Genomic DNA, 25,267 nt, shown 5'->3' on the forward strand with positions numbered 1-25,267 from the left:
TTTTGAATTAGGTGCTAATGCTTGCTTGTTAGAATTTTTCTATTAGTAGCTCAATGTTGTTTTCTAATGTGCTGTCTAAATCGACACCACTGTTGTGAAGTTTTTCTGTGAAGTGATTTTTTACATCTTCCCATGCGTAGTAGGGATAGTTGTCTGTGGGAATGGGGAAAGCAATTTCCTGTTCATTGCGAAGCATCTTTATAAGATGGTTTTCATCTCTTTTATAAAGAACCCACTGAATGTTAGCTCCCATTGGTGTTATTTCAGCTCCTTTCCATAGTGCTGCGACATTGGCCGGATTGTCGCTGCTCTTATTCGCACCTGCTATATCTAGGTAAGCGGAGAGTGGAATAATGGTTTCCGCATGCGCGAATCGGAAGATTCCACTTATATCACCCGTTTTTAGCGCATTGTCGGTGGAAACCAGCAATTCTTTGACTAGTGGGGCTATAATTTCTTGAGGGGCGTCAGTGCTTGTTAGCGAAGGTCCCTTAGAATAATAGGTTTCGAGGATGTCTAGATTCTCATACCAAGCTAATTGTTCTTCAGTGAAGTATTTTCCGAAGTCGAAAGTTCCTTCATTTTTCAAATTAGAAGAGATTATGTATAACTGATAAAGGTTGTTGACTGCATCCTCAGGGCTATTCAGCTTGACCCTGCCTTTATCATCCTCAAATTCTAGTTCACCATTAGAAAGGGTGGTGTAAAGTTCTTCATCAATGATTTGGGTTAAAATTTCTCTTGCAAAAACAGGGTTTTTTGGCTGTTCCTCCAAATATTTTCCTAAAATGTTTGTCCATTCACCCTCATCTTTATAATCTTGATAGCGAGTCGCTAGGTCATAAGGCCTCAAGTAAGGGTCACTTCCTTTTTCATAATGCTGGGAAATGATGGGAGGTGTGTGCTCACCTAGAACTAAACGAAGCCCTTCAAGAAAATGGTCACGACTTTGAGGAGCCCTGTCTTTATACGTGGCGTATGCAAGAACTGTCCGTTCGCTGTCAAAAATTTCACCGAACTGCTCACCTACTCTTTGGCCTATTCCTTTCAGCTCATCTGCACCAGATATGGAAAGTTCTCCATAAAGGCCACTCTCTACCTCCATAAAGCGCCTTAATTGTTGTTGCAACGCTTGGCCTTCTTCTGTTAGCTGCTCCTCTTGTTCCGCCAGTTCCAATAATTCACTTAGCGTCTTGTCATACTTAGCGCTTGAGAGATGCCGTGAACCATGGCGACCTACGTAGTTAATAAAAACTGGCTGATAACCCTCAGGTGCCGGCGTATAGCTGACCGGTACATAGGGGTAGGGAGTCTTGGTGCTTAGGTGAGAGTCCTCGTTGTCACTTGGAGTGTTATCCGCAACAGCGTAATTAAATAGTAGCAAAGTGGCTGCTGTAAGCGCTGTAGCACGTAAAGAGTATGAAGCATTATCTTTCATGATTTACCGTTTCCTTTGTTAATGATTGAGATGTTTAGCTAAGCAGCATGCTTGCTTTTAGGCACAAGGGCACCCCTTCGCCCTAAGTTGAGGCGAATAAAAATTAACGTTTAATGTTATTTTTTGACTCTGCTTTTATCCGGGACGAATGGTATTGCGCCACACTGGTTGGGCTGGGAACTGAATGACTTGGCTGGTGGTACTTTCATCATCCAACTGTCTTGCTATGCAAGCTGCTATTTCTTCGACAGGGTGATGAAACGTTGTTAAGGCGTAGCTATCCCAGCTGGCTTGTTCAATGTTATCGAAGCCCATAACACACAGATCGTGAGGAATGTTGAGATTGAACGCTTGGCGGGCAGTATCCAGAAAACCACAAGCCATCAAGTCAGTAGTGCAGAACACAGCATCGGGGCGTTGCGAACGGGCCAGTAACTGTCGCGCGGCTTCCTGTCCTGTAGTGTATTGGGTGGGGCCTGTCCGCATCACTGTGAGCGGAAGCCCAGCCTCGTTGACTGCTCGGCTAAACGCTTGCTCGCGAGCAACTAAGCTAGGCGTGCCAGCGGTAGAGGTAACCAAACCAAAAGAACGGCAGCCCGCTCGATAAAAAAGCTCAAAGGCTTCTTTCATCGCGGTGTCATGGTCAAGCGTAATGTGGATTGGACCATTAAATTCCTGACCACGGTTCACAAGGGCAACACGTAGACCGCTTTGAATACACGTTTGGACTAATGATTCTGCGGGTGTGCCTGACAACACGACAATGGCACTAGCCCTGTACTGTAATGCCTGGTGCAGAGCGCTTTCCACTGCCTCCGCTTCGCCTGATGTGTTAATCAGCATAACGGCGCGGCCTAAAGCTTGAATGTGACGACTGACGGCTTCCAACAGGCTAGACAAGAAGGGTGATGAAAGATGATCACCTACTAAGCACACTGGACGTGAACGCTCCTGTGACAAGCCTCTGGCTAAATGATTGACGTGGTAGTTAAGTTCTTTTGCTGCAGCAAGCACTTTTTGGCGTGTCTCTTCGGAAACGCTGGCTCCGTCGGTAAAGGTGCGTGAGACGGCAGAACGGGAAACCCCCGCCAAGCGTGCCACCTCTTCAGCACTAGCAAACCTGCGTGAGTTGCTCATCAGGCTCTCCTAATAATAGCTTTACCTGCCTCGCTGCAACGCGAGCTGCATCAAATAGCTCTGGCTTCGGCGTTTCAAACCATTCATCAGGGTGTAGTTGGCGCTCCTTGCGTACATGAGCCAGTGCGCTTTCAATAGTGGGATAGCGGTTGGGCAGTTCTAAGTGTAGGAAAAGCGACACTAAAGTAACTGAGCGGCTGCGCCCACCTCGGCAGTGAACCAGTACATTACCTCTGGCTTGGTGTGGGTAAGACGGTTTATCAGGCATCACTTGATCAAGTGCTGCCCGCAGGATGAAATAGGCTGCTAGCATTTGCTCATAAGGATTCCCGGGGCCATCAATCATCCCAATTTTGTAATAACGAAATATACCGGGACCATGGATAAGCCCTCCTGGCGTTGGAGCTAAGTTTCCATCAACCAGGTTTATATCTAGATTGACCGCACAGTTCACAATGGTCGTAATACCATGTTCGAGCAGTAGCTCTGGGCTACTGGCCGCTTGGCTGTCCCCGATGTATAGCGTTACTCCCCGGCCGGGTAGGTCCTGTTCAATCTGACTTAAAGGAGGGCGTGGATAATAGGCTTTGTTCATATGGTTTCAAGCTCTTCTAAGTGGCTGCAATGAGTAAGTGAATCGACAATACCTGGCGTTGCCGCCAGTACGGCGCCGCCTTGGTTTAACGTATTGGGTAAAGAAAGATAGGGCCGGGTAACGCCTCCGGCTTCACCGACTAATAAAAGGCCGGCTAAACTATCCCATGGGTGCATATGATGCTCGATATAGCCATCTATGCGGCCTTCGGCCACCCAGGCTAATGCGAGCGCTCCGGACGCCCCTCTGCGTATGTTGGCACCATGGGAAAGCAGGGCGGCTTGAGCGTCCAGGTAGCGTTGAACAGGCACTCGGGGGGACCAGCCCATCTCAATAGTGGAGGCATTGAAATTACTGGTGGCTGCTACATGTATTAGTCGGTCATTTTTGTAAGCACCGTTACTACGTTGTGAAAAATACAACTCATTTGTACAAGGGTTAAAAATAGCGCCTATTTGGGTTTTTCCTCGATCGATAAAAGCAATACAAACGCAAAAATGTGGGATGCCGCGAGCAAAGTTTGCGGTGCCATCGATAGGGTCTACAACCCAGGTATTATTACCAGTGAAATGCCCTCCGGCTTCCTCGCCTAAGAAAGCATCTTGCGGAAAGTAGTGCTGTATCTCTTTATGAATCTCCTGCTCTATGAAAGTGTCCGCCTCGGTTAAAAAATCCTGATGGCCTTTAAGCGTATAAAGGCCCGGTTGGCGGTTCTCAAAAAGGTGCTGTGCCTTAATACCAGCGCGTTGAATGATATCTTTAAGGAATTCAGCGCGAGCTTGCAGCTCATGAGTCAGAATTGACATATGCATCCTTTGTTATCGTTTACTTTAGTATCTTTATTCCTCTATTAACGGCGGTAATTCAGCATCCAAAGGTCCTGCCAGTCTTGACGATTTTCCCAGTCACTAATAGCTGTGCTTGGGGAGTAATCAAACAGCTGTGTTTTAAGCGCATTAATGCCTGAAGGCTCATCTGCGGGTAGCGATATATCCGAGTGAGTAGAGATTTTTCCGTCTTGCGTCTGAGGTGCGATGCCTTCTTCCGTTAACAGGTAGTGTAGGAAGAGCTTAGCGGCATTAGGGCTTTGGGTGCCGCTGGCGATAAGGCCAATAGAGGGGTATGTCCAGCCAACCCATGGCATTAGGTTTTCGCAAATACCAAGCTTCATTCCATTCGCATTATCACGAAACTTGGCCGTGCTGGTTAGACCGAGGAAGCTATCCTGCTGGTCGGGAGAGGCAACGGCTTCGGCAGCGTTGGAATCAGAGTCTGTTAATAGCGGTGCATTTGCAGCTAGCGCTTTTACCCAGGCGGCTGTAGCGCTCTCTTCGGTGTCGGCCATCGGATAGCCATAGTGTGCTTCATAAGCTAGTGCCATCGCCTCATCGCCATGTTCGGCCATTTGGTTAAACCAATCCACGTAGGAGGGCTTGCCCAGCGGGTCTTGCAACGCCACTTTGCGCTCCCATTCAGGCTCCGTTAATTCCCAAATATTATCGATAGGGCAGCTTTCATGTAGCGCTGTGTTGTACGTCCATACATTAGGCGCCATCACGATGGCTAATGGTTTTCGGTAGCGTTCATCAACTGAGTCAGCTAAATCCATAGGAAACCAGTTAGTGGCAAAGCCGGTATCAAGTAGCTGTGCCACCGCGGCGGGTGCATCTGCCAAAATAGCCACATCAGTTTGAATGTTATTGGCTTGAGCCTCCCGGATAATCCTTTCCAGCGTATGAGGGGCTTTTGATTTTACCCCTGTTGCTTGAACGCCATACCTAGCGGAAAAATTAGCTGCCTGTTCGATTATCTTACCCGTCGAGTCGTACACTGTAATGGCGGGTTCCTGTTGAGCTGCTGAAATCAAGCCGTCAAGTGTTGCTTGCTCATTAGCCCAGCTTGACGATGTTGAGGCCAAGCTAATGGCAATGGCGATTAGTGATAAATGGCGCATAAATAATCCTTTAAATGGCTTGCATATAGCGTGAGGTGGAAGCTTGGCTGAGTGTGATATCCATCGGAGCGGTTCGGGCGCTTTCCTGGCGGTTGCCATCAGCGCTGAAGGCGTGCAGCTGTTGCGGGTCGATCTGGCAGTAAGTAGATTCACCCACTTTTACTAGCGGCCTAATTTGCGTGGATAGCTGCAGGCATTGGCCTTCTAGCTCAACATCCAGCACCCAACTACCCCCTGTCGGGATAATGCCTAGTACTTTTGCTGGTAGGGTGTGAGGTGTAGCCGTCTGTGTGAGATGAATATCTTCAGGTCGGATACCTAGCATGTTTGTCCCGGGATGACAGTTGAGATGCTTCCCAAGCACAGAATCCGCTGATATTTGGTTGATCGGTGGATTGCCAATAAATTCGGCTACAAAACGATTGGCTGGACGGGCATAGATATCATCGGGGCTGCCTACCTGCTGCAATTGGCCCTTACTCATTACGGCGATAGTGGTTGCTAAGGTCATTGCCTCCCATTGATCGTGGGTAACGAACAAGATGGTGGTATTGAATTCTTGATGAAGACGCTTGAGTTCTGCCCTCATTTCCAAACGTAGTGAGGCATCAAGGTTCGAAAGCGGTTCGTCCAGTAGCAGCACTTTCGGCTTTAGTACCATCATACGAGCCAGGGCAACCCGTTGCTGTTGTCCGCCTGAAAGCTGGGAGGGGTAGCGCTTGGCGTAGCCAGCAATGCCTAACTTCTCCATCACTTCGCCAGCAAGGGATCGCCGCTCTCGCTCAGGTAACTTGCGAAGGCGCAGTCCAAAGTCGATGTTCTGCTCAACCGTCATATGTGGCCAAAGTGCATAGCTTTGAAAAACCAGTCCAAGCTCACGTTTCTCTGGGGCAACAAAGCAGCCGCTATCTGGGGAGTCAACCAGTTGATCGCCAATAAACATACGACCATGGCTTAGGTGCTCAAGACCTGCGATCATGCGCAAAATCGTCGTTTTACCGCACCCTGACGGGCCCAACAGGCACATGAAGTCGCCGCTGCGGATATGCAGATCAATATTTTTTACTGCTGTTGATTGGCGGCTATAGTGCTTGGAAATAGCTTCTAACGTTATGGTGGGCATCGTTAACTCTCCAGGCCTTGGGCAAGGCCCGTTTTGGTTAGTTTTTGGGTCAGAATCGTGCCGCCCCAGGCAAGCAAGGCAATCATAAGTACAACGGCGTTGGCGGCTTGGGTGTAGTTGTAATCAACGAGTCTTAGAGAGTAAGTGGTCAGCACTTCGGTAGCGGGTACCGCTAAGATGATGAATAAGCTGACGCCCTTAATACCTGAGATGAATGGCAAAACGATACCGACCACCAGCGCCCCTTTTTGAATTGGTACGATGATGCTAACCATGCGTCTCCACCAAGTGGCGCCCGCAATCTGCGCGGCTTCTTCAGGCTCTTTGCCTAATTGCGTCATGGCTGAGATGCCGGCCCGAGAGGCAAATGGCATCTGGTCGGCAATCAACGCGAGCATCAGGATAAGTGATGTTCCGTAAAGCGCTGGAACGGGACCGCGTTGTACGGCAAAGAGAGAAAGTATTGCCGCGGCAAAGGCAATGCCAGGCACTAAATATGGCATAAACGTTAGCTGACGCAGACAGGCCGCTAGCCAGCGCCACGGAGTGCGCGTGACGACGTAGCCCACTAACAAGCCAAGCAGGCCTGCACAGATAGAGGCCGTGCCTACAATGCGCAGGCTATTCCAGGTGGCTGACCAAAACTCGGGGGTAAAAAGAATGCCGTTTTTTAGGGCGATGGTAGTTAGGTTTGTGCCAATCCAGTAATCCAAGGTGAAGTTGTCTAACCGAAATCGGCCGGGAGTGTGCATAACTGTCGATAAAAAGAGCGTTAAGAGTGGCAGTGCGACGCTGACTAAGAACAAAGCAGTTGCTAATAGCGTGGCAGGTAGGCGCCAAACACCTAGTGGGCGGCGGCGATCCATGGCGCCTTTTCCGCCGAGTGTTACAAAACGGCGTGCTTCTCTCATTAGGTACAGGTCGATGGTTAGCGTAATGCAGCCCAAGACCATAATGGCACCCGCTAAAACTGACGCGACCCCCGTTTGTCGCGATGAAATGGCTCTGAATAAAGATGTGGAAAGCGTATCGTACTGTACCGGTAGGCCCAGTATGTAAGGCACGGCAAACTCACCTAGTGCATCGGCAAGGATCAGCACCATGGCCGACATAAGAGCAGGTCGCATAAGTGGCAAAACAATACGAAAAGCAACGGTGGCGCGGCCGGCACCCAGGATGCGGGCGGAATCTTCCAGTTGGCAATCTAGGCGACGGAGTGCGTTGCCAAAAAGCAGTATGACGAGTGGAATATAATGTAGCGCCATGATGATGACCATGGGTACAGGGCCGTACGCCAGCCAATCGGGAGAAGAGTAGCCCATTGACTCCAACCAGCCCGGTTGGCCACCCATCGAGCGATTTTTGAATAACGTGGTCCAGGCGAGAGCAAAGGTCCATGTTGGCAGCATAAAAGGCACAATAAGAGCGGTTGCGAACCAGCCTCTGCCCCATAGGTTAGTGCGGCTTAATAGCCAAGCCATAACGCCACCAACTACCATTGCAATGCTCATGGCGGCTAGTGCCACACTAAGCGTATTCAGTAAAGGTTGCCAAAATAGTCGCTGAGAAATTGGTGAGGAAAATACGCGCTGAAAATAGTAAAGCGTAAAGCTACCCTGATCCGTACCGATACGGTGTGAGTCGCCGAAATTTACCTTGACGGAATCTAGTAGAATAGAAATAACCGGTGCCAGAATGAGGTAGCTGAAGGTTACTAATAACACTAGGCCAATCAGCGTCGCAGGCTCTCTTAGACTGAGTTGTAGCTCCCTCTTGCAGGGAAGTGCTGCCTTGGTCCACCCAATCATTGGTTTTTCCTTGTTAGCGCTATTGAATAGCCGAAAGGCTTCGACCAGATTTGACTAGGTATTCTAGAGAGTGAAGATGACAAAATGTTTACATTTGCACGTATGTGCAAAGCTATTTGTTTTTCATTTTTTATTTTATAAACATGCACTTGAATAATTTTTTGTTATTTTTTAATAAATATTTAACAATGTATTTTTGCACTTAATTGCATACGCTGAATTCCATGTTTTTTTGTATCAAAATTAATTTCCTGTTGATGTTGTCCCATTCATGTAGCCGCACCGATGTAGGCTACGTCAGTTAGCTATCAGATAGTTTCTTGCTCTGATGCCTAAGCCTAGTGAGTGATTGTAATTTCGAAGGAGCATCGTTAATGCGTGAACGCGGTAGAACACGACGTTTACTAGGATTGGGTGCCCGCACTGGTGGCGCCTTGCTGAAAACTCGTTTAGGCGGTCAAGCCGATTGGGGCGGGTTGGGGGAGGCACTTTTTGAAGGGCTTTCCGAGTTGAAGGGCCCCGCGATGAAGCTGGCACAGATTATGTCTCAGTGGGATGACTTACTGCCTCCAGAATTAGCTAACGAGCTAGCTCGCCTGCAGCGCCAAGCAACACCTATGCCCTGGCCGCGCATTCGTGAGGCATTAGTGCTGCAGTATGGCGATCTTGATCGGCACTTTAGCAGCATAGAAGAAAGCCCCTTTGCCAGCGCTTCCATGGGGCAAGTGCATAAAGCGGTGACCTTAGCCGGGGAAACCGTGGTACTAAAAGTACAGTACCCTGGGCTAGCCGATGTTTTGGAAAGTGACTTAAAGCAAGTGAAGAGGATCATGAGCCTGGGTCGTTGGTTCAAGGTGCCCCAGGCGCGGTTGGATACGCTGTTTGACGAGTTGGCGGACGGGCTGCGAGAAGAGCTTGATTACCACGCCGAAGCTAACGCGCTGGCCCGTTATCGCGAGCGTTACCGGGACAACCCGCAGTTGGTAATCCCAGAGCCACTGCTTGAGCTGTCCGGTCGGCATGTTCTCGCCATGCGTTATGTGGGTGGTACGCCTCTGCGCGATTTAGAGGGCACTGACGATGCCACCCGTCAAAAAATTGCAGTGGCATTGGCCGACTGGATTACCGAAGAGTTGTTTACTTACCGCGAACTCCACGCAGACCCTCACGCGGGTAACTTTGCCTGCGATGAGCAAGGGCGCCTGGTTATTTACGATTTAGGTGCCGTTATTCCCGTGCCGGAAGCACGGCTAAAAGCCATGATGCAGCTATTAGATGCCACATTGGCCCAAGATCCCATGGCTATGGACGATGCACTTATGAAAATGGGTGGCCGCCAAGGGCAGGGAGCGCCTTTGGCGCTTTATAAAGAGTCCGCCGAGTGTATCGCACCGCTGTTTGCCCCTGGCGAGCAAGATTTCAGTGACGTGCGTGTGCACCGGCGTCTACGGGAGCTAACTCCCAAAGTATGGGCCGCTATGGACCGTCTGCAGCCACCCGCCGATACGCTACTACTTTCGCGCGCGCTAAACGGCCACTACTGGAATTTGGTGCGGCTTAAGGCGCGGCTAGATATGTACGACCGCACTCAACCGCTACTTGCCTGGGCCCGCACTGCCTAAGCGATTGCCGCTGTGGGAGCATCGTCTGTCATGCTAGACTATTGCGCTTTTAAATTGGTTATAAAGATTAATAGTCTTAAAGACAGTGGAGACGGCAATGCTGGCGGTATGGGTCGATCAACTGCTGGGATTTGCCTCTGGGGCACTCTCGGCAATCAGGCAGCAGGAACACTACCCCGATTTTATGACGTGGGTACGTGACAAAGGAGCGGATGCATTTAATGGGAATGTAGCGACTGCTCAAGCGTTAGCGCCCATTCTATGGTCACAAACGCCGTTAGAGCGACTGGGTTTTGCCTGCGAGCCGTTGGCCACTCCAGGCCGCAACGAACCCTGCTGGTGTGACTCCGGGCGTAAGTATAAGCAGTGCTGCTACCGTGTAGATTTCCCAACGGATATTCCTGAGCAAATGATGTGGATGCTGTCACTGCGGGAATGGAAAGGGGCAACGTTAAAAGCGGCACTAGAGAGCCAAAAGGCACCTCCTCAAGCGCTGCTTGAAGCAGGGCTAATTGCTGCTGAAAGCGGTCAAACCGGCCGCTCGATGCAAATTCTTGAGTCGCTATTTGATGGTAGCGATTGGTCAAGGCTACCGGAGCAAGCTGAGCCGGCCTTTGAGATTTTGCTGGATATCTATCAAGAGCGGGGCTTTACCCGTAAACGCGCCGACCTGCTTGATGAGGTACTAGAGCGTGGGCCGCTATTTTTGCGCGGTGTAGCGCTAGAGCGCCTTTGCTTGATGCACCTAGATAATGATGACTTGGATAGCGCCCGTGCTGCCTTTGTAAAAGCCCAGCAAGCGCTGCCAGATTCGCCGACGTTGGCGTACATTGAAGCCATGCTACTACTCCATGAAGGTCATGAAGAAGAGGCCAAAGAGCGTGCTAACTTCTGGTATCGCCGCTTAGTTCGTCAGGGCGATCTTGATGAAGAGCAGCTTGAATTCCTTGCCGCGCTGGCAGAAAACCCCGGTGCGACGCTTGCTGATCAACTGCTCAGTGCTGAAGAGGATATGGCAACACCGCTGGTGTCGTTGCAGGCACTTCTGGCTGCGCTGCCCACTGCGCCTAAGCTCGCCATTCATCAAGATGCTGAGTCCGGTAGGCTTCATTACACTACTACCGCTCGGGAAGAGACGCTATTTGCCGCTTGGCATGAGCAGTTCCAAGTGTTGGTGGACGAAGAGGTAGCGTTAGGGTTTCGCGATGACCCCTGGGGCAATGCCATCGAATGGATGTCGGCGCTTTGCGCTCACCCTGAATGGCTGGATGCTCCTCAAGTTGTTCAAGACGTGACGCTCGCGCTCACCAGCCGCTTCGGGAGCTTGCCGTGGATGGCTCCAAGCCTGCTGGAGCCGTTGTCACTGCGCCTTTCACGTTGGTTGGAACAGGCCCGCGCCGCAGGCGATGGCAACTTGTGCTGGGACGATGCGGATAATGCCATGTTATTACGCACTGGCTTAGCACTAGTCGTTGGTATGGAGCGTGGTGCGCGCCAACAATCTCGTGAGCTAGCCGAAGAGCTGTTGGCGATAGATCAGGAAGATAGCCTTGGCTTAAAAGAGCTAGTGCTTGACCAGTTGCTGCGTGATGACCGTAATGAAGAAGCGATGGCGCTTACTGATGAGCCGCATAAAGATGACGGCTCGCTTGTGCTGGGGCTGCTGATGGGTCGTACGCTAGCGCTGTATCGCCTTGAAAAGCTTGATGCCGCTGAGGCAGCGCTAAATGAAGTCATCGCTCATAATCGCTATGCCTTGGAACTGATTTGTGCTGAAAGTCCCAGGCCCTCTATGCCTCACGCGGATGGCCAGGTAGATCCTGGCTCCCGGGCAGAAGCGTGGCAGTACCGCACACTGATGCGTGACCAGTGGCGTACCACCCCGGGAGCACTGGAGTGGCTCAATAACCACCGCTAATAGCCAGCTAGCCTGCTTTGATGATGGGGGCAGGCACTAGCTGTTTGTCTCGGCTTATCCAGATTGCCAAAGCAATCGCGGGTAAGCCGAGTAGCGTGGCAACCACGAAAAAAGTAGCGTACCCCTGGGCAGTGACTACCAATCCGCCAAACCCACTGAGGAACTTGCCGGGGAGCGTCATGAGCGAGGAGAATAGCGCGTATTGGGTGGCCGTATAGGCTCGTGATGTTAGGCTAGAAAGAAACGCAATAAACACCGCGCTGGCTAAGCCGTTGGCTAAATTGTCACCCACAATAGCCATTACCAGCATGGGAAGTTGTTGGCCTGCGAGCGCCAGCGCTGCAAAGAGCAGGTTAGTCAGCGTAGCGGCTGCCGCGCCGAAGATTAGCAGTGGCCCAATACCGTAGCGAGCCACCAATAGCCCACCAAGAATACCGCCGGTAATGCTCATCGCAATGCCAAAGATGTTAGTCACGTTGGCGATGGTTGCCAGCGAAAAGCCTAAATCGATATACAGCGGGTTGGCCATGGAGGCCATGGCCAAATCGCTAATTCGAAACACCGCAATAAATAATAGAACACCTAGTGCTTTTACCCCGTAACGCCGGAAAAAATCGGTAAACGGGCACACGATCGCGCCTATGGCCCATGCGCCGAACCGGCGTAGTGCCTTTGGTTTACCACGGCTAGCACGGATAAAGGCGCGCACTTTTGGCTCATGAATAAGCTGGATAGAGAGTGAGGCGCGTTTTGGCTCTGGGCGAATGAGTACGGTGATCACCCCAATACCCACCAGTGCTGCCATGCTTAGGTAAGCCACGTTCCAGGAAACCGCAGAGGCCACATAGAGCGCTCCAGCCCCTGCGGCGAGAAGACCGGCTCGGTAGCCAATAATATAGGTGGAGGCCATGGCGGCTTGCATGTCGTCGTCAGCGGACTCGATGCGGTAGGCATCGATAGCAATATCCTGCGTTGCTGAGCCAAATGCCACCAATAGTGCAAAGGCTGCTACCCAACCTAAGTTACCTACCGGGCTTAGCCCCGCTAAGCCGATAAGCCCGGCGGCAATCATGCCCTGGGCCAGCAGCATCCAGCCGCGACGCTGGCCGAAGGTGCGGGTCAGTAGCGGTAGGGCTAAGCGGTCAACAATCGGTGCCCAAAAAAACTTGATTGAGTAGAGCATGCCAATCCAGGCAAAAAAGCCGATGGCGGCTACTTCAACACCGTCGCTGCGTAGCCACGCTGAAAGTGTTGAGAACACGAGCAGAAAAGGCAGACCAGCAGAAAACCCCAAAAACAGCATGGTAATGACAGGCGCACGCAGGTAAATAGCAAGCGCAGCAAGCCAACTGCGCTGGGGCGTGAGGGTGGGCATGTTACATAAACTCCAAGAAAAGATGGGGCAAAGGCCCGCTATAAAACAGTCAGTGATAAACTAGGCCAAACATCCATGATAACGCCGACAGCTTACCGGAGAGGAGTTTTCCATGTCGATTACGGCCCATCAGGTGGTGACCTTACACTATGTACTAAGCGATGTTCTCAACGATGGCGGTACTCAGGTACTAGATGACTCCATGGCTCGCAATAAACCGCTGGAGTACTTGCACGGTCACGATAATATTTTACCCGGTTTAGAGCGTGCATTAGAGGGTAAAGTGGTAGGAACAGAGCTTCGAGTGACGCTATCTCCCGCTGAAGCTTACGGGCTGCGTAATGAAGACTTGGTACAAGAGGTTAGCCGGTCCTCTTTTGGCAGTGCTGAGCTTGCACCAGGTAGCCGTTTTCAAACCGAGGGGGAGGCTGGCCCACAGATTGTTACTGTGCTCAGCATTGATGGCGACAAAGTCACGGTGGATACCAACCACCCCTTAGCTGGTAATACCCTGCGCTATCAAGTGACGATCCTGGACGTGCGGGATGCTACCCGTGCGGAATTAGCCAAGGGTCACCCGCTTCCTCCGGGCACTGAACACAGCAAAGTGGAAGACCGTAAAGTTCTCTAACTAAAGCTCCCTAATTAAGGTTAGGGTTTATGCTAAGTTGCTGTAACAAGCGCTTCAAACAATCGATTCAAACCACTGATTCAAACAAATGCATCAAATGAGCATTTAAAATAAGTGATCTAACGCTGAAAATAACTAAGTGTCTTCCGTTGAAAGGCTGGTATTTAAAAGTGACCAGCCTTTGAAAACTTCATTTAAACCCGAAAAAAGTGATGTGTATCAAGTTTTGCACCAGTCACGTTTTGGCCATTTGTAAAGCTTGACTCAGGTCAGTTTCCTCTGCCGTAAACCCAGTACGATGGGACCATACATCACGGCAGGAGGGGACACCATGTACTGGGATGATACTGTTATTTTCGGCTTAGCCACTGTCGCGTTAGTGATCGTTTTTATGATCGGCTGGGTGGGTTTTGTCATCCGTGACCATCTACGTAAAGATGAGCGGAAGAAGCCTTAACTCAAACGATTTTTACCATCGTCAGGGGAGGGGGCTTACATTCTATGTAAGCTTCCTGTTGCCGGCCCATTTGGGCCGGCTTTTTTGTGTCGTTTTTTTGAGTTGTTTCTTTTGAACTGTTTTTTTGAGTTGTGTTAATTGTCGTTGAAGAGCAATAACGGACATGCTCTGGTAAAGTGCCGCTATCAAAATTTGGTCCTACTATAACGAGCTTAAATACAGGGAGTTATCTTACATGAATGTTGCAAAGATCAGCGCAGCATGCTGGTTGATATTGATCGTTAGTTGGCTACCAATAGCTGCTTATGCTCAAGATCTAACAATCATTGACGGTGAAAAGAGCCAGCAGCTGGTTTTATCTGATGTAAAACAACAGGCTGATAATACCGTTACCCTTTTTGATCCCTATCAGGGGCGCGAAGTTGAAGTGCGTGGTATTGAGTTTCGCCGTTTTCTTGTTGAACAGTTTGGTGAGGTACCGCCCGCGTTACACTTCACCACTTGGGATGACTATAACGTGACACTAAGTGGTTGGGAGGACCCCAATTGGTTAATGGTAGTGGAGGAGGATGGAGAGCCTCTGACACTGCGTTCACGCGGCCCGCTGCGTTTGGTGGAACGAGATATTGGCACACGGGATATCGCAAAACTTCGCGAATTTAATGACTGGATTTGGATGATTCGTAGCATTGAGGCCCAGTGGTGAAGGAAAGTGAGTCCCTTGAGCCGCCTGTTTTTTGGGGTAAACGAAAAGGGCGGCACCGCTACCTAACCTGGCTTTCGTTGAGTCTTTCGAGCTTTTTAGCGCTGATGATGCTGATTACTTATGAGTCGCGCTGGGTGTACCCCGAGATTCAGGGCTATTTTAGCCAAACCGGTAATTTAACTGGCCAGCAGCTAGCCACTCGATCGCGGAGCTATGTGCAGCGTGCTCAGGAAAAGCTGCTAGTTGCCTCTATGCCTGCTGATATTAGCCACATTCGTCATCATCTTGAATTAGCCTATGGACTGCTCGATGTTGATATCTATAAGCAGCATTATGCATGTACCACACCTAGTTTGGCGCTGGTGGATGAACTGACCGACCTGATTGAACAGCAACATATTGCCCCGCTTGATGCTGCTCACTCACTCTTTATTGTTGTTGAATGTTTAACCGACATTGAAATGAGCCAGCTAGATCGCCGTGGTGAGGCGATTAATACCTTTGCGACAAGTACCCGCCGTCATAGTCAGATGCTTACATACTCAAGCATGGTGATTTTTGTGATGGGGCTGCTGTTTTGGGGTATGCATGAACGTCAGCTACGTCGAACAGAGCGTGCCACCAATGAGACGCTTGCTTGGATGAAACGCGCCATGCGCGACCCGCTTACGGGTATTGGTAACCGCAGTGCGCTCCAACAAGATGTGCTAGCAAGAGCAGGCGAGCCCCTTGGGTTGATCCTTGTGGATATTGACTTCTTTAAGCAGTACAACGACTCATTAGGACACCCTGAAGGCGATCAATTGTTGCGCCGCTTGGCGAGCCTGCTAGAAGAACAGCTAGGCGAAGGGGCCAAGCTATACCGCCTGGGAGGAGACGAATTTGCCGCATTGATAAGCTGCCCTGATGATCAAGCGTTATTTAACGCTTGTGATCAGTTGATCGCTACTCTTCGTCGCTCTGGCTTTAAGCATCCGGCGCACCCTGGTAATCAGCACGTTACTTTAAGTGTGGGGGCGGTACGCTTCGTAGCTATGGAGGTAACGTTTGCACACGCCTATGATGCTGCCGATAAAGCACTTTATCGAGTAAAAATCGCTGGGCGTGATGGTTTTGAAGTGGCCTTATAATTGCTGTCGTCTGCAGCTGGTTGTAGATAGATTTACGAAGAGTAAGTATGCGCTGTTAAAAAAGCAAATAATGGGGAAGCGTTCTCATCAGCATGGCTTCTGAAGAGCTGGTTGGCTAAAGTGACTGTTATCAAACAGTGTTCTTTAATTTCTGCCAGCAATTTAAGGAGAAGTCAGATGAGCCAAGACAAACTTGACAAGGTGCTAAAGCAGCGACGTTCGCGGCGCCAAGTGCTGGCTAGTATAGGACTTGGTGCTGCCGCGCTCTACGTTGCTCCCACGATGCTCTCTATGGGTCAAGCAGAAGCTCGTGGGCACCGTCGCTCTCGACCCAGCCGTTCACGGCCCAGTTATTCTAGACCCAGTTATTCCAGACCTAGCTATTCAAGGCCGCGCTATACCCGTTCCCACTACTCCCGTGACTACCACCATCGGCATGGCAAGCGCTATTCGCGCCCTCAGCGTTCTCGTTGGGAGCGTGACGGTGTGATCGAGATTCGCTTAAGCCGCTTATTGCCTCGTTGGTAGGAGGTAGCAGTGAGAAAAATAGCAGTGAGTAAAATAGCGGTGAGTAAACAACTCCCTTTCGCTGATTACGCCCTGGAAAATCTCGGCCCCTGCTTACGCTTGGTTGATGCCGAGCAGCTGCTACCCACCCTGCATCAGGCAATGCCAGGTTGGCCCTTTGTACCTTGTGAAAACCAAGAAGTTGCGCCTGAAATAAGCGTTTGGCGCCACCCCGATGGGTTTTGGCAGGAGGCGCCAGCGCTACCTGAGGGGATGCTGCTCGATACACCTACAGGAACTGCTTGTAGCGTGATTGCTGATGTGGCTGGTGCCTATCTCCATAAGCATCCTGAGTTGGTTGGGCTGCACTGTGGCTCAGTGGAGATCAATGGCCAATTAGTCATCTTTCCTGATGCTCACCGGGCGGGTAAGAGCACGTTAACGGCAGCATTTGCAGCGGCTGGCTATCGTGTATTTGGTGACGATGTGCTGGCTGTGACCCATAGCGGGCAAGGTATAGCGCTAGGTATTGCTCCTCGACTACGTTTACCGCTACCAACGCAGCTTGCCCCTAAGTTTCAAGACTTTGTTGCCTCTCACCTTGGGCCACATGACCACCGCTATGGCTATTTAGCATTAAATGAGCAGCAGCTGGCGAGCCACGGCACGCAGTGCCCGATAGGAGGCATACTGCTGTTTGACCGCGATGAAACACTTACCGATCCTCAGCTAACAGCGTTGCAGCCAGGTGAGGGGTTGTGGCAGCTATTGCAGCAAAATTTTGCTGAACACGAATCGGATCAAGCGCTGATTCAGCGGTTTTTACCCATGCTGCAGGGAGTGCCCTGTTTTTTACTGCGCTACCGGGAGGCCTATGAGGCTGCCCTGTGGGTTGGTAGACAGTGGGTTGGTAGACAGCGGTTTGATATAGCGAGGGGCGATCAGCAGAGGAGCCGTAATGGTAGCCCTCGTATTGAAAAACCATACGTAGCGCTTTGTGCGAAGCGCCAGTTATCGCTTGATGCTGTGGCTCAGCAATGGGTAGCCAGCGCTGCTGCCCATGAGTTTCCACTTGGGGATGAGTTATTCATCATTGCCAAGGAGGGCGGCACTATTCATCGACTTAATATGACCGGTCGGGCTGTGTGGGCACTGCTTAAGCATGAACCGATAGCTCAGGAAGAGATTAGCGAAACGCTGTTAACGTTTTTTGAGGGAGTAGATCAGCAGCGGGTGCAGCAAGATGTTGGCTATTTGTTGGGACAGCTAGCAAGCGAAGGGTTGATTCAGCCAGTCGATCCTTAATGCCTGTGCTCACATTGTGCTGAGCGCTGGCGAGGCGGTTGGTGCATCCGCCTGCCAGTGCCCATCCTATCAACCGTTGAAAACGGCGTGTTGCCGCGTTCAACGGTGAAACATGTAATAGCTATTATGCGTTGCTGAGCCCGGCCTGCTCCCGCAGAAAGTCAACGACCTGTTCGGCGGGAATCATCGTTGCCTCGCTATCACGGCGGCCTTTGTACTCCAGTTCACCGTTATCAAGACCCCGGTCACCAATCACTAGGCGATGGGGTACACCCATCAGCTCTAGATCGGCAAACTTAACCCCAGGGCGGGTATCCCGGTCGTCCAGTAGCACGTCTAAGCCCGCCGCGGTGAGTGCTTGGTAGAGACGTTCAGACTCTTCGCGGACGCGCTGAGATTTGTGAGCGTTCATGGGCACTAACGCAACTTGGAACGGTGCAATGGCATTTGGCCAGATAATCCCGGATTCATCGTGGTTCTGCTCAATGGCAGCGGCGACCACGCGGGTCACACCAATGCCGTAGCAGCCCATCCACGGATGGCTGGTTTTACCGTTATCGCCCAGTACGTTTGCATTCATGGCCTGGGAGTACTTTTGACCCAGCTGGAAGACGTGGCCCACTTCAATACCGCGCTTGATAGAGAGCGTACCTTTACCATCTGGCGAGGGGTCGCCTTCTACGACGTTACGAAGATCAGCAACTTGGGGTAGAGCGGTATCACGCTCCCAGTTAATGCCGAAGTAGTGCTTGCCATCTACGTTAGCGCCCGCGCCAAAGTCACTCATGAGTGCAACACTGCGGTCGATAATGACTGGGATATCAAGCCCAACTGGGCCAAGCGAGCCAGGCCCTGCGCCAACGGCTGCGCGAATCTCTTCTTCGCTGGCCATGGTTAGCGGAGTTTTTATCTGGGGTAGGTTTTCCGCTTTGACTTCGTTAAGTGCGTGATCGCCACGTACCAGCAGTGCGATCAATCCACCTTCGGCGGCGTGCACCATCAATGTTTTAACGGTTTTTTCAATCGGTAGCTTGAATTGCTCTACCAGCGCGGCAATGGTCTTTGCATCAGGCGTGTCGACGAGGCGCATCTCTTCGCTGGGGGCGGCACGCTCTGGGTTGCTGCCCAGGGGCGCAGGTAGCGCTTCGGCTTTTTCAATATTGGCGGCGTAGTCGGATTCGTTAGAGAACGCGATATCGTCCTCGCCTGAGTCGGCCAGTACGTGGAATTCGTGGGAGCCGGTGCCGCCAATCGAGCCGTTATCGGCGATGACGGGGCGGAAGTCGAGCCCTAAGCGGGTAAAGATACGTGTGTAGGCATCGTACATGCCTTGGTAGGTTTCTTTGAGGGAGTCTTCGTCCAGGTGGAACGAATAGGCGTCCTTCATGATGAATTCCCGCGAGCGCATCACACCAAAGCGTGGGCGGATCTCATCGCGGAATTTGGTCTGGATCTGGTAGAAGTTAACCGGTAGCTGCTTGTAGCTGGAGATCTCTTTGCGTACCAGGTCGGTGATCACCTCCTCATGAGTCGGGCCAACGCAGTAATCCCGGTCGTGGCGGTCTTTTAAGCGCAAAAGTTCGGGGCCGTACTGTTCCCAACGGCCAGACTCTTGCCACAGGTCGGCAGGCTGCACGGCGGGCATCAACACCTCTTGGGCACCGGCGCGGTTCATCTCTTCGCGCACAATAGCCTCTACCTTGCGCAGGGTACGCAGGCCAAGGGGCAACCATGTATACAGACCTGAAGTAAGACGGCGGATCATCCCGGCGCGCAGCATTAACTGGTGGCTGATGACTTCAGCGTCGGCCGGGGTTTCTTTTAATGTCGCAATCAATAATTGGCTGGCGCGCATGGGCGTGAGCATTCCTTGGTTGTAGGGGTGACGCTGGTTCGTTGAGTCGTCATTAACGCTGACGTCGGCACTTTTGTGTGCGTTGAAAGCGGCATTGTACGGTGAAGCGGTTAAAGCGGCAAAATCCTGTGCTAATTTGCTTAGCTGCGCCTAGTTTGAACTGTGTTAAACTTGGTCCAATTTTGTCGCTCGATAGTGCCTGTTAATTCAAATTCTATGTGGCATTGCCATCGGCTATCGATACTTTTGAACAGTGAGGGAACCTTCATGCAGCAAGCATTACGCCGTTGGCTAGCGGGGGCCGTTGTAGGTGTCTCTATCGTAGCACTGAGTGGGTGTGGAACGCTTTTTTATCCTGAGCGTAAAGGGCAATTAAGTGGTGATGTGGACCCCGTGGTGGCCATTGCTAACAGCGTTGGGTTGCTGTTCTTTATCGTACCGGGCGTGATTGCCTACGCAGTAGATTTCTCCAATGGCACGATTTATCTGCCTAGTAACAGCAGTGCATCGGTAGATATCCATCGTCTGGATGACTCCATGGATGTAGCAGCGTTAGAAAAACTGCTGTCGGATAAGGCTGGTCAGCCTATTAGCTTGGAGAATGAGCTGATAATGATTGAAGAGGTGGATAGCCTGGATGAAGCGCTCGCTATGGTGCGAATGTCAGGTGTATTGGATGAAGAACGTCTAGCAACTATGTAACCAAATACGCCCATTATGTAATGTAACCAAACACGCCCTGAACCGCTCATGAGCGATTCAGGGCGTGTTCGTATAAAGCTTATCAGCCCATGTGACGCTTGAGGGTCGTAAGTTTTAGAACAGTTAAGCCCGCAATTAGCCCCCAAAAAGCCCCGCCAATTCCAAGCAGCGTAATACCCGACCCCGTCAACAAAAAGGTGACGATAGCAGCATCTCGTTGCTCACTCTTTTCAAAGGCTCCCGCCAACCCACCGCTTAATGTGCTGAGTAGTGCAATACCTGCCAGCGCTATCACTAGCACGCTAGGGAGTGCATTAAAAATGCCGGTTACCGTTGCTCCGAATATACCCATTATGATGTAAAGCACTCCTGCGGCAACCCCGGCCGTATAGCGGCGGCGCGGGTCGGCGTGTGCATCTGGGCCCATACAAACGGCTGCGCTGATAGCGGCCATATTCAACGCATAGCCGCCAAAAGGGGCTAGCAATAGCGTTGCGCCGCCAGTCCAGCTAATTAATGGTGAACTGTTAGGTCGGTAGCCGGCTGCTCTTAACACTGCCATAGCAGGTAGATTCTGGGTGGCCATGGTAATCACAAATAGCGGTATACCTACGCCTAGTAGCGAAGCGAAGGTAAAAACAGGAGCGGTAAACACCGGTGTTGTGGGCGTAAGAGGAACGTCCTGCAAAGAGATTTGTCCTTGAAACATAGCAATTAACACCCCTGTTAGCAGTACGCTGGGTACGGCTAGGGTTGGCCAAAGGCGGCGGCCAGCTACCCAAGCGGCTAGCATGGCTAGTGGGAGTAGCCATTGGTGTTCCATCACGTTGAATAGCTCTAAACCAAAGCGCAGCAGAATGCCTGCCAGCATGGCGGAGGCTATAGCGCTCGGAATGTGCCGCATTAAGCGTTCAAAAAGCCCAGTTACACCACAAAGCGTGATGAGCAGAGCGGAAAATAGAAACGCGCCAATGGCCTCTTCAATGGGCACGCCGGGTAGGCTGGTGGCTAGAAAGGCAGCCCCAGGCGTCGACCAAGCGGTGAGCAGCGGCATACGGTAGCGTAGCGAAAGTCCCAATGATGTAAGGCCCATACCAATGCCTAGCGCCCAAAGCCAGGAGCTGATTTGTGCGGCGCTAGCCCCTGCTGATGCCGCTGCTTGGAAGATAATTGCGGCCGAGCTGGTATAACCAATCACTACCGCCACAAAGCCAGCCGTTACGGTTGAGAGGCTAACATCGCGCCAGAACGAGCTTTTGGTTGCCGTTATGGCGGTAGCTTTGGTGGTATGTGATGCTTCCATGGAGATCTTCTCTTGCGCTTATGAGTGTGCGCTATAGCGCACAAAGTGCAAGACTACCATTGTGCGTCATAGCGCACAATGGTGGAGATGAAACAGTACCGGATATGAAACAATGCTCGAGGTAAAAGCAATGCTCGAGGTAAAACTGTGCTCAAGGTAAAACTGTGCTCAAGGTAAAACTGGCGGTGTTGCATGGGTGGGGGAGTCGGTAAACTACTCCAACCTTATTAAAGGAGATCCGAATGGCGAGCGAGCCGCATACCATTGCTGAACATATCGCGGGTACTGTTAAACAGATACGTAAAGAGCGCGGCTGGAGTCTGGATCGTACTGCGATGGAAACCGGTGTCAGTAAAGCCATGCTAGGGCAAATTGAGCGAGGCGAATCCAGCCCGACGGTATCCACCCTCTGGAAAATTGCCAGCGGCTTTAAAGTATCGTTCTCTACGCTATTTGACAGCGATAAACCCGCTTTAGGGGAGCTACATCGCGATGGATGGGAGTCTGTTTGGGGCGAGGACAGTACCGGCATGCAGGCGCGGCTACTGTTCCCTTATGACCCGTTGTTGGGCTTTGAAATGTTTATGATTGAGTTGGCGCCGGGGGCGATGAGTGAGTCATCGGCCCACGCTAGCGGTGTGGTTGAGCATATCGTAGTAGTTGAAGGGGAGATGGAGCTGCGCATTGATGAGCGTTGGCAAACGCTGCGCGTAGGCGAGGGGCTGCGTTTTTTCGCTGACAGACCCCACGCTATGCGCAATAGCTCTGCAACCCGGCTACGTTTTCACGATGTGATTCACTATCTGCCTGGGGCGACTTCCGGTGCTTGAGTACGCAGCCAGTTAATTTCATCAGCCCATATGTCGGGCTCAATGGTTTCTAAAATCATGGGAATGCCGCTAATGCGCGTATCCTGCATGATGGTGGTAAACGCATCTAACCCGATATTGCCTTTGCCCAGGCTGTGGTGGCGGTCAACACGGCTGGCAAATGCGCTTTTGGCATCGTTTAAATGCATGCCACGTAAAAATTCAAAGCCGACGACACTGTTAAGTTCATTTAAAGTGGCTTGGGTTGCTTCAACGGTGCGCAAGTCATACCCAGCAGCAAAGGCGTGACAGGTATCAATACACACGCCAACGCGGGTTTTGTCATCGACCTGTTCAATAATTTCCGCCAAGTGCTCAAAACGCCAGCCAAGGTTAGTGCCTTGGCCAGCGGTGTTTTCAATCACTGCTGTAACGCCACTGGTGTGTGTTAATGCCTCGTTAAGCGACTCGGCAATTCGTTTGAGGCAGTCAGACTCGCTGATCTTATTTAAATGGCTGCCAGGGTGAAAATTTAGCAGCGTAAGGCCCAGTTGCTCGCAGCGCTGCATTTCGTCTAAAAACGCTGCACGGGACTTTTCTAGCCCCTCTGCTTCTGGGTGGCCCAGGTTTATCAGATAGCTGTCGTGGGGCAAAATTTGATGAGGCCCAAAACCGTAGGTTTTACAGGCCTGTTTAAACGCTAAAATGGCCTCGTCGGTCAGTGGTTTACCTTTCCACTGGCGCTGGTTCTTAGTGAACAGAGCAAACGCGGTTGCACCGATTTCCACGGCGCGAGTAACGGCTTGGTCTGCACCACCCGCTGCACTGACATGGGCGCCAAGATATTTCATCGTTTTCCTTACTTTCATGGGCTGCAGGTTTATTGAGCCATTAACCGTTCTGACGCCGGTGCCCCAGGTAACGTAAGAAGGCCTCGGGTTCATCGGTGATAGCGCTGCTAACTCCCCACGTCCAGTGGCTATCAAAGGCGCTGGGATCGTTGGGGGTATAACACAAAATCTGGTAACCATCCCGGCGCATAGCATCTGCCTGGGTGCGCTTTAAGCGCGGCCAATGTGAATGAATGCTATAGGCCCCTACAGCTTCACACTGATTTCGCCAGTCTTTAGGCGTACTACCAAATAGCACACCAAGAGCGAGTGATTCTTGGGGGGCAAAGTGGCGGCAGTGGGCAAGGGCAGTGCGATCAAATGACGATACTATCAGTCTTTCGGCAGGCAGGGCCGATAACACTTGTGGCATCACGGTATCGACAAGAGCGATGGGGTCGCGGCCTTTGTTTACCTTGATTTCTAGATTTACCCCCATGTCCAACTCATTAAGCAGTGCAAGCATCGCTTCTAGGCTTGCCATCCTTTCGCCTGTAAAGGAATCACCAAACCAGCTGCCGACATCTAAGCATTGGGCTTGTTGCCAAGTCATTGTAGCAAGCTCGCCACGGCCGTCGGAGCAGCGGTTAACATCGCTATCGTGCCAAATGACCGGGGTGCCATCGCCTAGTAACTGCACATCTAGCTCTACCCAAGTTGTGCCCGCTTCATAGGCAGCTCTAACCGCAGTTAACGTGTTTTCTGGCGCAGCCGCCGAATAGCCACGATGTGCTATCAGCGCGGGTAAGGTGATTGCTGGGTGCGTCATGCCACAACCTTTTAAGGGATTAGTAAAGTGCTAAAAGTTTAGCATGAGTGCATGACACGAATATTGCCTCCTCATATTGGCTACTGCTTGATTTATCGCGCGTGAAGCGGTTGGATAGCGGTACAAGACATGTCCAATAAGTCACAGGAGCTTTGAGTATGGCTAAGCGCATTGAATTTTCAAAAACTGGCGATTCAGATGTACTGGAGTGGGTCGATGTTGAGCCAGTAGCGCCAAGTGCCGGTGAGGTGCGCATTGCCAATAAGGCAGTGGGGCTGAACTTTATTGATATCTATGTCCGTACTGGGCTTTACCCGGCCCCTTCAATGCCTTCAGGCTTAGGCACTGAAGGGGCGGGTGTAGTAGATAGCGTGGGCGAGGGTGTTACTCACTTAAAAGTTGGCGACCGCGTGGCCTACGCTCAAGGCCCTCTGGGGGCGTACGCTGAGCTGCATACATTGCCTGCTTCCAAAGTGGTCAAGCTGCCTGACTTTATTGATTTTGATACCGCCGCTGCCAGTATGCTGAAAGGGTTAACGGTGCAATACCTACTACGCCAGACCTATGAATTAAAAGGTGGTGAAACCATTTTGTTCCACGCCGCGGCCGGCGGTGTTGGTTCTATTGCCTGCCAGTGGGCTAAAGCGCTCGGCGTTAAGTTAATCGGTACCGTTAGCTCCCAGGAAAAAGCTGACCTGGCCATGGCGAACGGTGCCTGGGCAACAATTAATTACACAAAAGAGAACGTCGTAGAGCGGGTACGTGAGCTAACCAATGGTGAGATGTGCGATGTGGTCTACGACTCTGTGGGTAAAGATACCTGGGAGACGTCACTGGACTGCTTAAAGCCACGGGCGTTGATGGTGAGTTTTGGTAATGCCTCTGGCCCTGTAGAAGGTGTGAATATCGGTATTCTTAACCAGAAAGGAGCGCTGTTTGTGACAAGGCCGAGCCTGAATGGCTACGCTGATACCCGCGAACGCCTGGAGATGATGTGCCAAGACTTCTTCGCCATGATTGAGAGTGGTAAGCTGAAAATTGATGTTGCAAACCGCTATCCGCTGAAAGAGGCGGGTAATGCTCAAGATGCGCTACAGAGCCGCAAGACTACTGGCTCAACCATTCTTCTTCCCTAGCTGGGGCACTCCTTCTGGCATTCAGTGGCACCCGCTTCCTCATTGGCGCGGGTGCTCTGACGCTATTATCAGATGATGGTTGATCTGCTGTGCCAAA

The 25,267-nt window shown here is 51.4% G+C and carries 23 protein-coding genes; 11 read left to right on the forward strand and 12 right to left on the reverse strand.

Going from position 1 to position 25,267, the window contains the following annotated elements; translation table 11 throughout:
• Positions 1 to 28: 28 nt before the first annotated feature.
• The 7 genes from CPA45_RS01285 to CPA45_RS01315 form a co-directional block, all read right to left on the reverse strand.
• Positions 29 to 1,438, reverse strand: a complete 1,410-nt coding sequence (locus CPA45_RS01285; protein ID WP_096649595.1) for a histidine-type phosphatase — start codon at positions 1,436 to 1,438, stop codon at positions 29 to 31.
• A 135-nt stretch (positions 1,439 to 1,573) separates the two neighbouring features.
• Positions 1,574 to 2,575 carry a LacI family DNA-binding transcriptional regulator gene (locus tag CPA45_RS01290; protein ID WP_096649597.1) on the reverse strand — a complete coding sequence of 334 codons (1,002 nt, stop codon included), beginning with the start codon at positions 2,573 to 2,575 and terminating at the stop codon, positions 1,574 to 1,576.
• Complete coding sequence (locus CPA45_RS01295) at positions 2,550 to 3,170, reverse strand: dual specificity protein phosphatase family protein (protein ID WP_096649599.1); 621 nt, start codon at positions 3,168 to 3,170, stop codon at positions 2,550 to 2,552. Before CPA45_RS01295 ends, CPA45_RS01290 begins: the two co-directional genes overlap by 26 nt.
• The gene (locus CPA45_RS01300) at positions 3,167 to 3,976 is read right to left on the reverse strand and encodes an inositol monophosphatase family protein (protein WP_096649601.1); all 810 of its coding nucleotides are present in this window, start codon (positions 3,974 to 3,976) and stop codon (positions 3,167 to 3,169) included. Before CPA45_RS01300 ends, CPA45_RS01295 begins: the two co-directional genes overlap by 4 nt.
• Positions 3,977 to 4,020: 44 nt before the next feature.
• Positions 4,021 to 5,124 (reverse strand): ABC transporter substrate-binding protein, encoded by a 1,104-nt coding sequence (locus CPA45_RS01305; protein WP_096649603.1) that lies wholly within the window; start codon positions 5,122 to 5,124, stop codon positions 4,021 to 4,023.
• Positions 5,125 to 5,134: 10 nt separating this feature from the next.
• Positions 5,135 to 6,247, reverse strand: a complete 1,113-nt coding sequence (locus CPA45_RS01310; RefSeq protein WP_096649605.1) for an ABC transporter ATP-binding protein — start codon at positions 6,245 to 6,247, stop codon at positions 5,135 to 5,137.
• A gap of 2 nt (positions 6,248 to 6,249) precedes the next feature.
• Entirely contained in the window at positions 6,250 to 8,055 is a 1,806-nt protein-coding gene (locus CPA45_RS01315) for an ABC transporter permease (protein WP_096649607.1), read from the reverse strand.
• A gap of 374 nt (positions 8,056 to 8,429) precedes the next feature.
• On the opposite strand from CPA45_RS01315, the gene CPA45_RS01320 reads away from it, so the two are divergent.
• A complete protein-coding gene (locus tag CPA45_RS01320; protein WP_096649609.1) occupies positions 8,430 to 9,677 on the forward strand; it encodes an ABC1 kinase family protein in 1,248 nt (415 codons plus the stop codon).
• Positions 9,678 to 9,774: 97 nt separating this feature from the next.
• Positions 9,775 to 11,595 (forward strand): SEC-C domain-containing protein, encoded by a 1,821-nt coding sequence (locus tag CPA45_RS01325; RefSeq protein WP_096649611.1) that lies wholly within the window; start codon positions 9,775 to 9,777, stop codon positions 11,593 to 11,595.
• A 7-nt stretch (positions 11,596 to 11,602) separates the two neighbouring features.
• Here the strand turns inward: CPA45_RS01325 and CPA45_RS01330 are convergent, their stop codons facing one another.
• Positions 11,603 to 12,970, reverse strand: a complete 1,368-nt coding sequence (locus CPA45_RS01330) for an AmpG family muropeptide MFS transporter (RefSeq protein ID WP_096649613.1) — start codon at positions 12,968 to 12,970, stop codon at positions 11,603 to 11,605.
• A 112-nt stretch (positions 12,971 to 13,082) separates the two neighbouring features.
• Between CPA45_RS01330 and CPA45_RS01335 the strand changes: the two genes are divergently transcribed.
• The 6 genes from CPA45_RS01335 to CPA45_RS01355 all read left to right on the forward strand — a co-directional run bounded on the left by CPA45_RS01335 (position 13,083) and on the right by CPA45_RS01355 (position 17,706).
• Entirely contained in the window at positions 13,083 to 13,601 is a 519-nt protein-coding gene (locus CPA45_RS01335) for an FKBP-type peptidyl-prolyl cis-trans isomerase (protein ID WP_096649615.1), read from the forward strand.
• Positions 13,602 to 13,932: 331 nt separating this feature from the next.
• Positions 13,933 to 14,058, forward strand: coding sequence for a cytochrome c oxidase subunit CcoM (gene ccoM, locus CPA45_RS23130; protein ID WP_264177205.1), 126 nt, complete (start codon positions 13,933 to 13,935; stop codon positions 14,056 to 14,058).
• A gap of 235 nt (positions 14,059 to 14,293) precedes the next feature.
• Positions 14,294 to 14,764 carry a hypothetical protein gene (locus tag CPA45_RS23055; RefSeq protein ID WP_244287507.1) on the forward strand — a complete coding sequence of 157 codons (471 nt, stop codon included), beginning with the start codon at positions 14,294 to 14,296 and terminating at the stop codon, positions 14,762 to 14,764.
• 104 nt (positions 14,765 to 14,868) lie between these two features.
• Positions 14,869 to 15,894 carry a GGDEF domain-containing protein gene (locus CPA45_RS01345; RefSeq protein WP_096650203.1) on the forward strand — a complete coding sequence of 342 codons (1,026 nt, stop codon included), beginning with the start codon at positions 14,869 to 14,871 and terminating at the stop codon, positions 15,892 to 15,894.
• A 177-nt stretch (positions 15,895 to 16,071) separates the two neighbouring features.
• Positions 16,072 to 16,422, forward strand: a complete 351-nt coding sequence (locus CPA45_RS01350; RefSeq protein WP_096649617.1) for a hypothetical protein — start codon at positions 16,072 to 16,074, stop codon at positions 16,420 to 16,422.
• A gap of 9 nt (positions 16,423 to 16,431) precedes the next feature.
• Positions 16,432 to 17,706 carry a PqqD family protein gene (locus CPA45_RS01355; RefSeq protein WP_244287508.1) on the forward strand — a complete coding sequence of 425 codons (1,275 nt, stop codon included), beginning with the start codon at positions 16,432 to 16,434 and terminating at the stop codon, positions 17,704 to 17,706.
• A 124-nt stretch (positions 17,707 to 17,830) separates the two neighbouring features.
• On the opposite strand, the gene CPA45_RS01360 is transcribed toward CPA45_RS01355, so the two are convergent.
• Positions 17,831 to 19,561, reverse strand: a complete 1,731-nt coding sequence (locus CPA45_RS01360; protein WP_096649619.1) for a proline--tRNA ligase — start codon at positions 19,559 to 19,561, stop codon at positions 17,831 to 17,833.
• A gap of 267 nt (positions 19,562 to 19,828) precedes the next feature.
• On the opposite strand from CPA45_RS01360, the gene CPA45_RS01365 reads away from it, so the two are divergent.
• Positions 19,829 to 20,263 carry a hypothetical protein gene (locus CPA45_RS01365; protein WP_096649621.1) on the forward strand — a complete coding sequence of 145 codons (435 nt, stop codon included), beginning with the start codon at positions 19,829 to 19,831 and terminating at the stop codon, positions 20,261 to 20,263.
• 82 nt (positions 20,264 to 20,345) lie between these two features.
• On the opposite strand, the gene CPA45_RS01370 is transcribed toward CPA45_RS01365, so the two are convergent.
• The gene (locus CPA45_RS01370) at positions 20,346 to 21,566 is read right to left on the reverse strand and encodes a benzoate/H(+) symporter BenE family transporter (RefSeq protein WP_096649623.1); all 1,221 of its coding nucleotides are present in this window, start codon (positions 21,564 to 21,566) and stop codon (positions 20,346 to 20,348) included.
• Between the two features lie 242 nt (positions 21,567 to 21,808).
• Between CPA45_RS01370 and CPA45_RS01375 the strand changes: the two genes are divergently transcribed.
• Positions 21,809 to 22,396, forward strand: a complete 588-nt coding sequence (locus tag CPA45_RS01375) for a helix-turn-helix domain-containing protein (RefSeq protein WP_096649625.1) — start codon at positions 21,809 to 21,811, stop codon at positions 22,394 to 22,396.
• Here CPA45_RS01375 and nfo read toward each other — a convergent pair.
• Together nfo and CPA45_RS01385 are read right to left on the reverse strand one after the other, a co-directional pair.
• The gene (gene nfo, locus CPA45_RS01380; RefSeq protein WP_096649627.1) at positions 22,366 to 23,226 is read right to left on the reverse strand and encodes a deoxyribonuclease IV; all 861 of its coding nucleotides are present in this window, start codon (positions 23,224 to 23,226) and stop codon (positions 22,366 to 22,368) included. The two genes, CPA45_RS01375 and nfo, sit on opposite strands and share 31 nt — an antisense overlap.
• A gap of 40 nt (positions 23,227 to 23,266) precedes the next feature.
• On the reverse strand, positions 23,267 to 24,034 hold the full coding sequence (locus tag CPA45_RS01385) for a glycerophosphodiester phosphodiesterase family protein (RefSeq protein WP_096649629.1): 768 nt from the start codon (positions 24,032 to 24,034) through the stop codon (positions 23,267 to 23,269).
• A gap of 158 nt (positions 24,035 to 24,192) precedes the next feature.
• Here CPA45_RS01385 and CPA45_RS01390 point away from each other — a divergent pair, with 158 nt between their 5' ends.
• Entirely contained in the window at positions 24,193 to 25,170 is a 978-nt protein-coding gene (locus CPA45_RS01390) for an NADPH:quinone reductase (protein WP_096649631.1), read from the forward strand.
• Positions 25,171 to 25,267: the final 97 nt, after the last annotated feature.

Source organism: Vreelandella nigrificans (assembly GCF_002374315.1).
In the GTDB taxonomy this organism is placed as follows: Bacteria; Pseudomonadota; Gammaproteobacteria; order Pseudomonadales; family Halomonadaceae; genus Vreelandella; species Vreelandella nigrificans.

Bases quoted from the DNA above. Each gene is read 5' to 3' on its own strand.
- ccoM (WP_264177205.1), top strand. From the start codon at position 13,933: ATGTACTGGGATGATACTGTTATTTTCGGCTTAGCCACTGTCGCGTTA.
- CPA45_RS01320 (WP_096649609.1), top strand. From the start codon at position 8,430: ATGCGTGAACGCGGTAGAACACGACGTTTACTAGGATTGGGTGCCCGC.
- CPA45_RS01305 (WP_096649603.1), bottom strand. From the start codon at position 5,124: ATGCGCCATTTATCACTAATCGCCATTGCCATTAGCTTGGCCTCAACA.
- CPA45_RS01330 (WP_096649613.1), bottom strand. From the start codon at position 12,970: ATGCCCACCCTCACGCCCCAGCGCAGTTGGCTTGCTGCGCTTGCTATT.
- CPA45_RS01300 (WP_096649601.1), bottom strand. From the start codon at position 3,976: ATGTCAATTCTGACTCATGAGCTGCAAGCTCGCGCTGAATTCCTTAAA.
- CPA45_RS01365 (WP_096649621.1), top strand. From the start codon at position 19,829: ATGCAGCAAGCATTACGCCGTTGGCTAGCGGGGGCCGTTGTAGGTGTC.
- nfo (WP_096649627.1), bottom strand. From the start codon at position 23,226: ATGAAATATCTTGGCGCCCATGTCAGTGCAGCGGGTGGTGCAGACCAA.
- CPA45_RS01370 (WP_096649623.1), bottom strand. From the start codon at position 21,566: ATGGAAGCATCACATACCACCAAAGCTACCGCCATAACGGCAACCAAA.
- CPA45_RS01285 (WP_096649595.1), bottom strand. From the start codon at position 1,438: ATGAAAGATAATGCTTCATACTCTTTACGTGCTACAGCGCTTACAGCA.
- CPA45_RS01295 (WP_096649599.1), bottom strand. From the start codon at position 3,170: ATGAACAAAGCCTATTATCCACGCCCTCCTTTAAGTCAGATTGAACAG.
- CPA45_RS01390 (WP_096649631.1), top strand. From the start codon at position 24,193: ATGGCTAAGCGCATTGAATTTTCAAAAACTGGCGATTCAGATGTACTG.
- CPA45_RS01335 (WP_096649615.1), top strand. From the start codon at position 13,083: ATGTCGATTACGGCCCATCAGGTGGTGACCTTACACTATGTACTAAGC.
- CPA45_RS01345 (WP_096650203.1), top strand. From the start codon at position 14,869: ATGATGCTGATTACTTATGAGTCGCGCTGGGTGTACCCCGAGATTCAG.
- CPA45_RS01315 (WP_096649607.1), bottom strand. From the start codon at position 8,055: ATGATTGGGTGGACCAAGGCAGCACTTCCCTGCAAGAGGGAGCTACAA.
- CPA45_RS01375 (WP_096649625.1), top strand. From the start codon at position 21,809: ATGGCGAGCGAGCCGCATACCATTGCTGAACATATCGCGGGTACTGTT.
- CPA45_RS01325 (WP_096649611.1), top strand. From the start codon at position 9,775: ATGCTGGCGGTATGGGTCGATCAACTGCTGGGATTTGCCTCTGGGGCA.
- CPA45_RS01350 (WP_096649617.1), top strand. From the start codon at position 16,072: ATGAGCCAAGACAAACTTGACAAGGTGCTAAAGCAGCGACGTTCGCGG.
- CPA45_RS01385 (WP_096649629.1), bottom strand. From the start codon at position 24,034: ATGACGCACCCAGCAATCACCTTACCCGCGCTGATAGCACATCGTGGC.
- CPA45_RS23055 (WP_244287507.1), top strand. From the start codon at position 14,294: ATGAATGTTGCAAAGATCAGCGCAGCATGCTGGTTGATATTGATCGTT.
- CPA45_RS01310 (WP_096649605.1), bottom strand. From the start codon at position 6,247: ATGCCCACCATAACGTTAGAAGCTATTTCCAAGCACTATAGCCGCCAA.
- CPA45_RS01360 (WP_096649619.1), bottom strand. From the start codon at position 19,561: ATGCGCGCCAGCCAATTATTGATTGCGACATTAAAAGAAACCCCGGCC.
- CPA45_RS01290 (WP_096649597.1), bottom strand. From the start codon at position 2,575: ATGAGCAACTCACGCAGGTTTGCTAGTGCTGAAGAGGTGGCACGCTTG.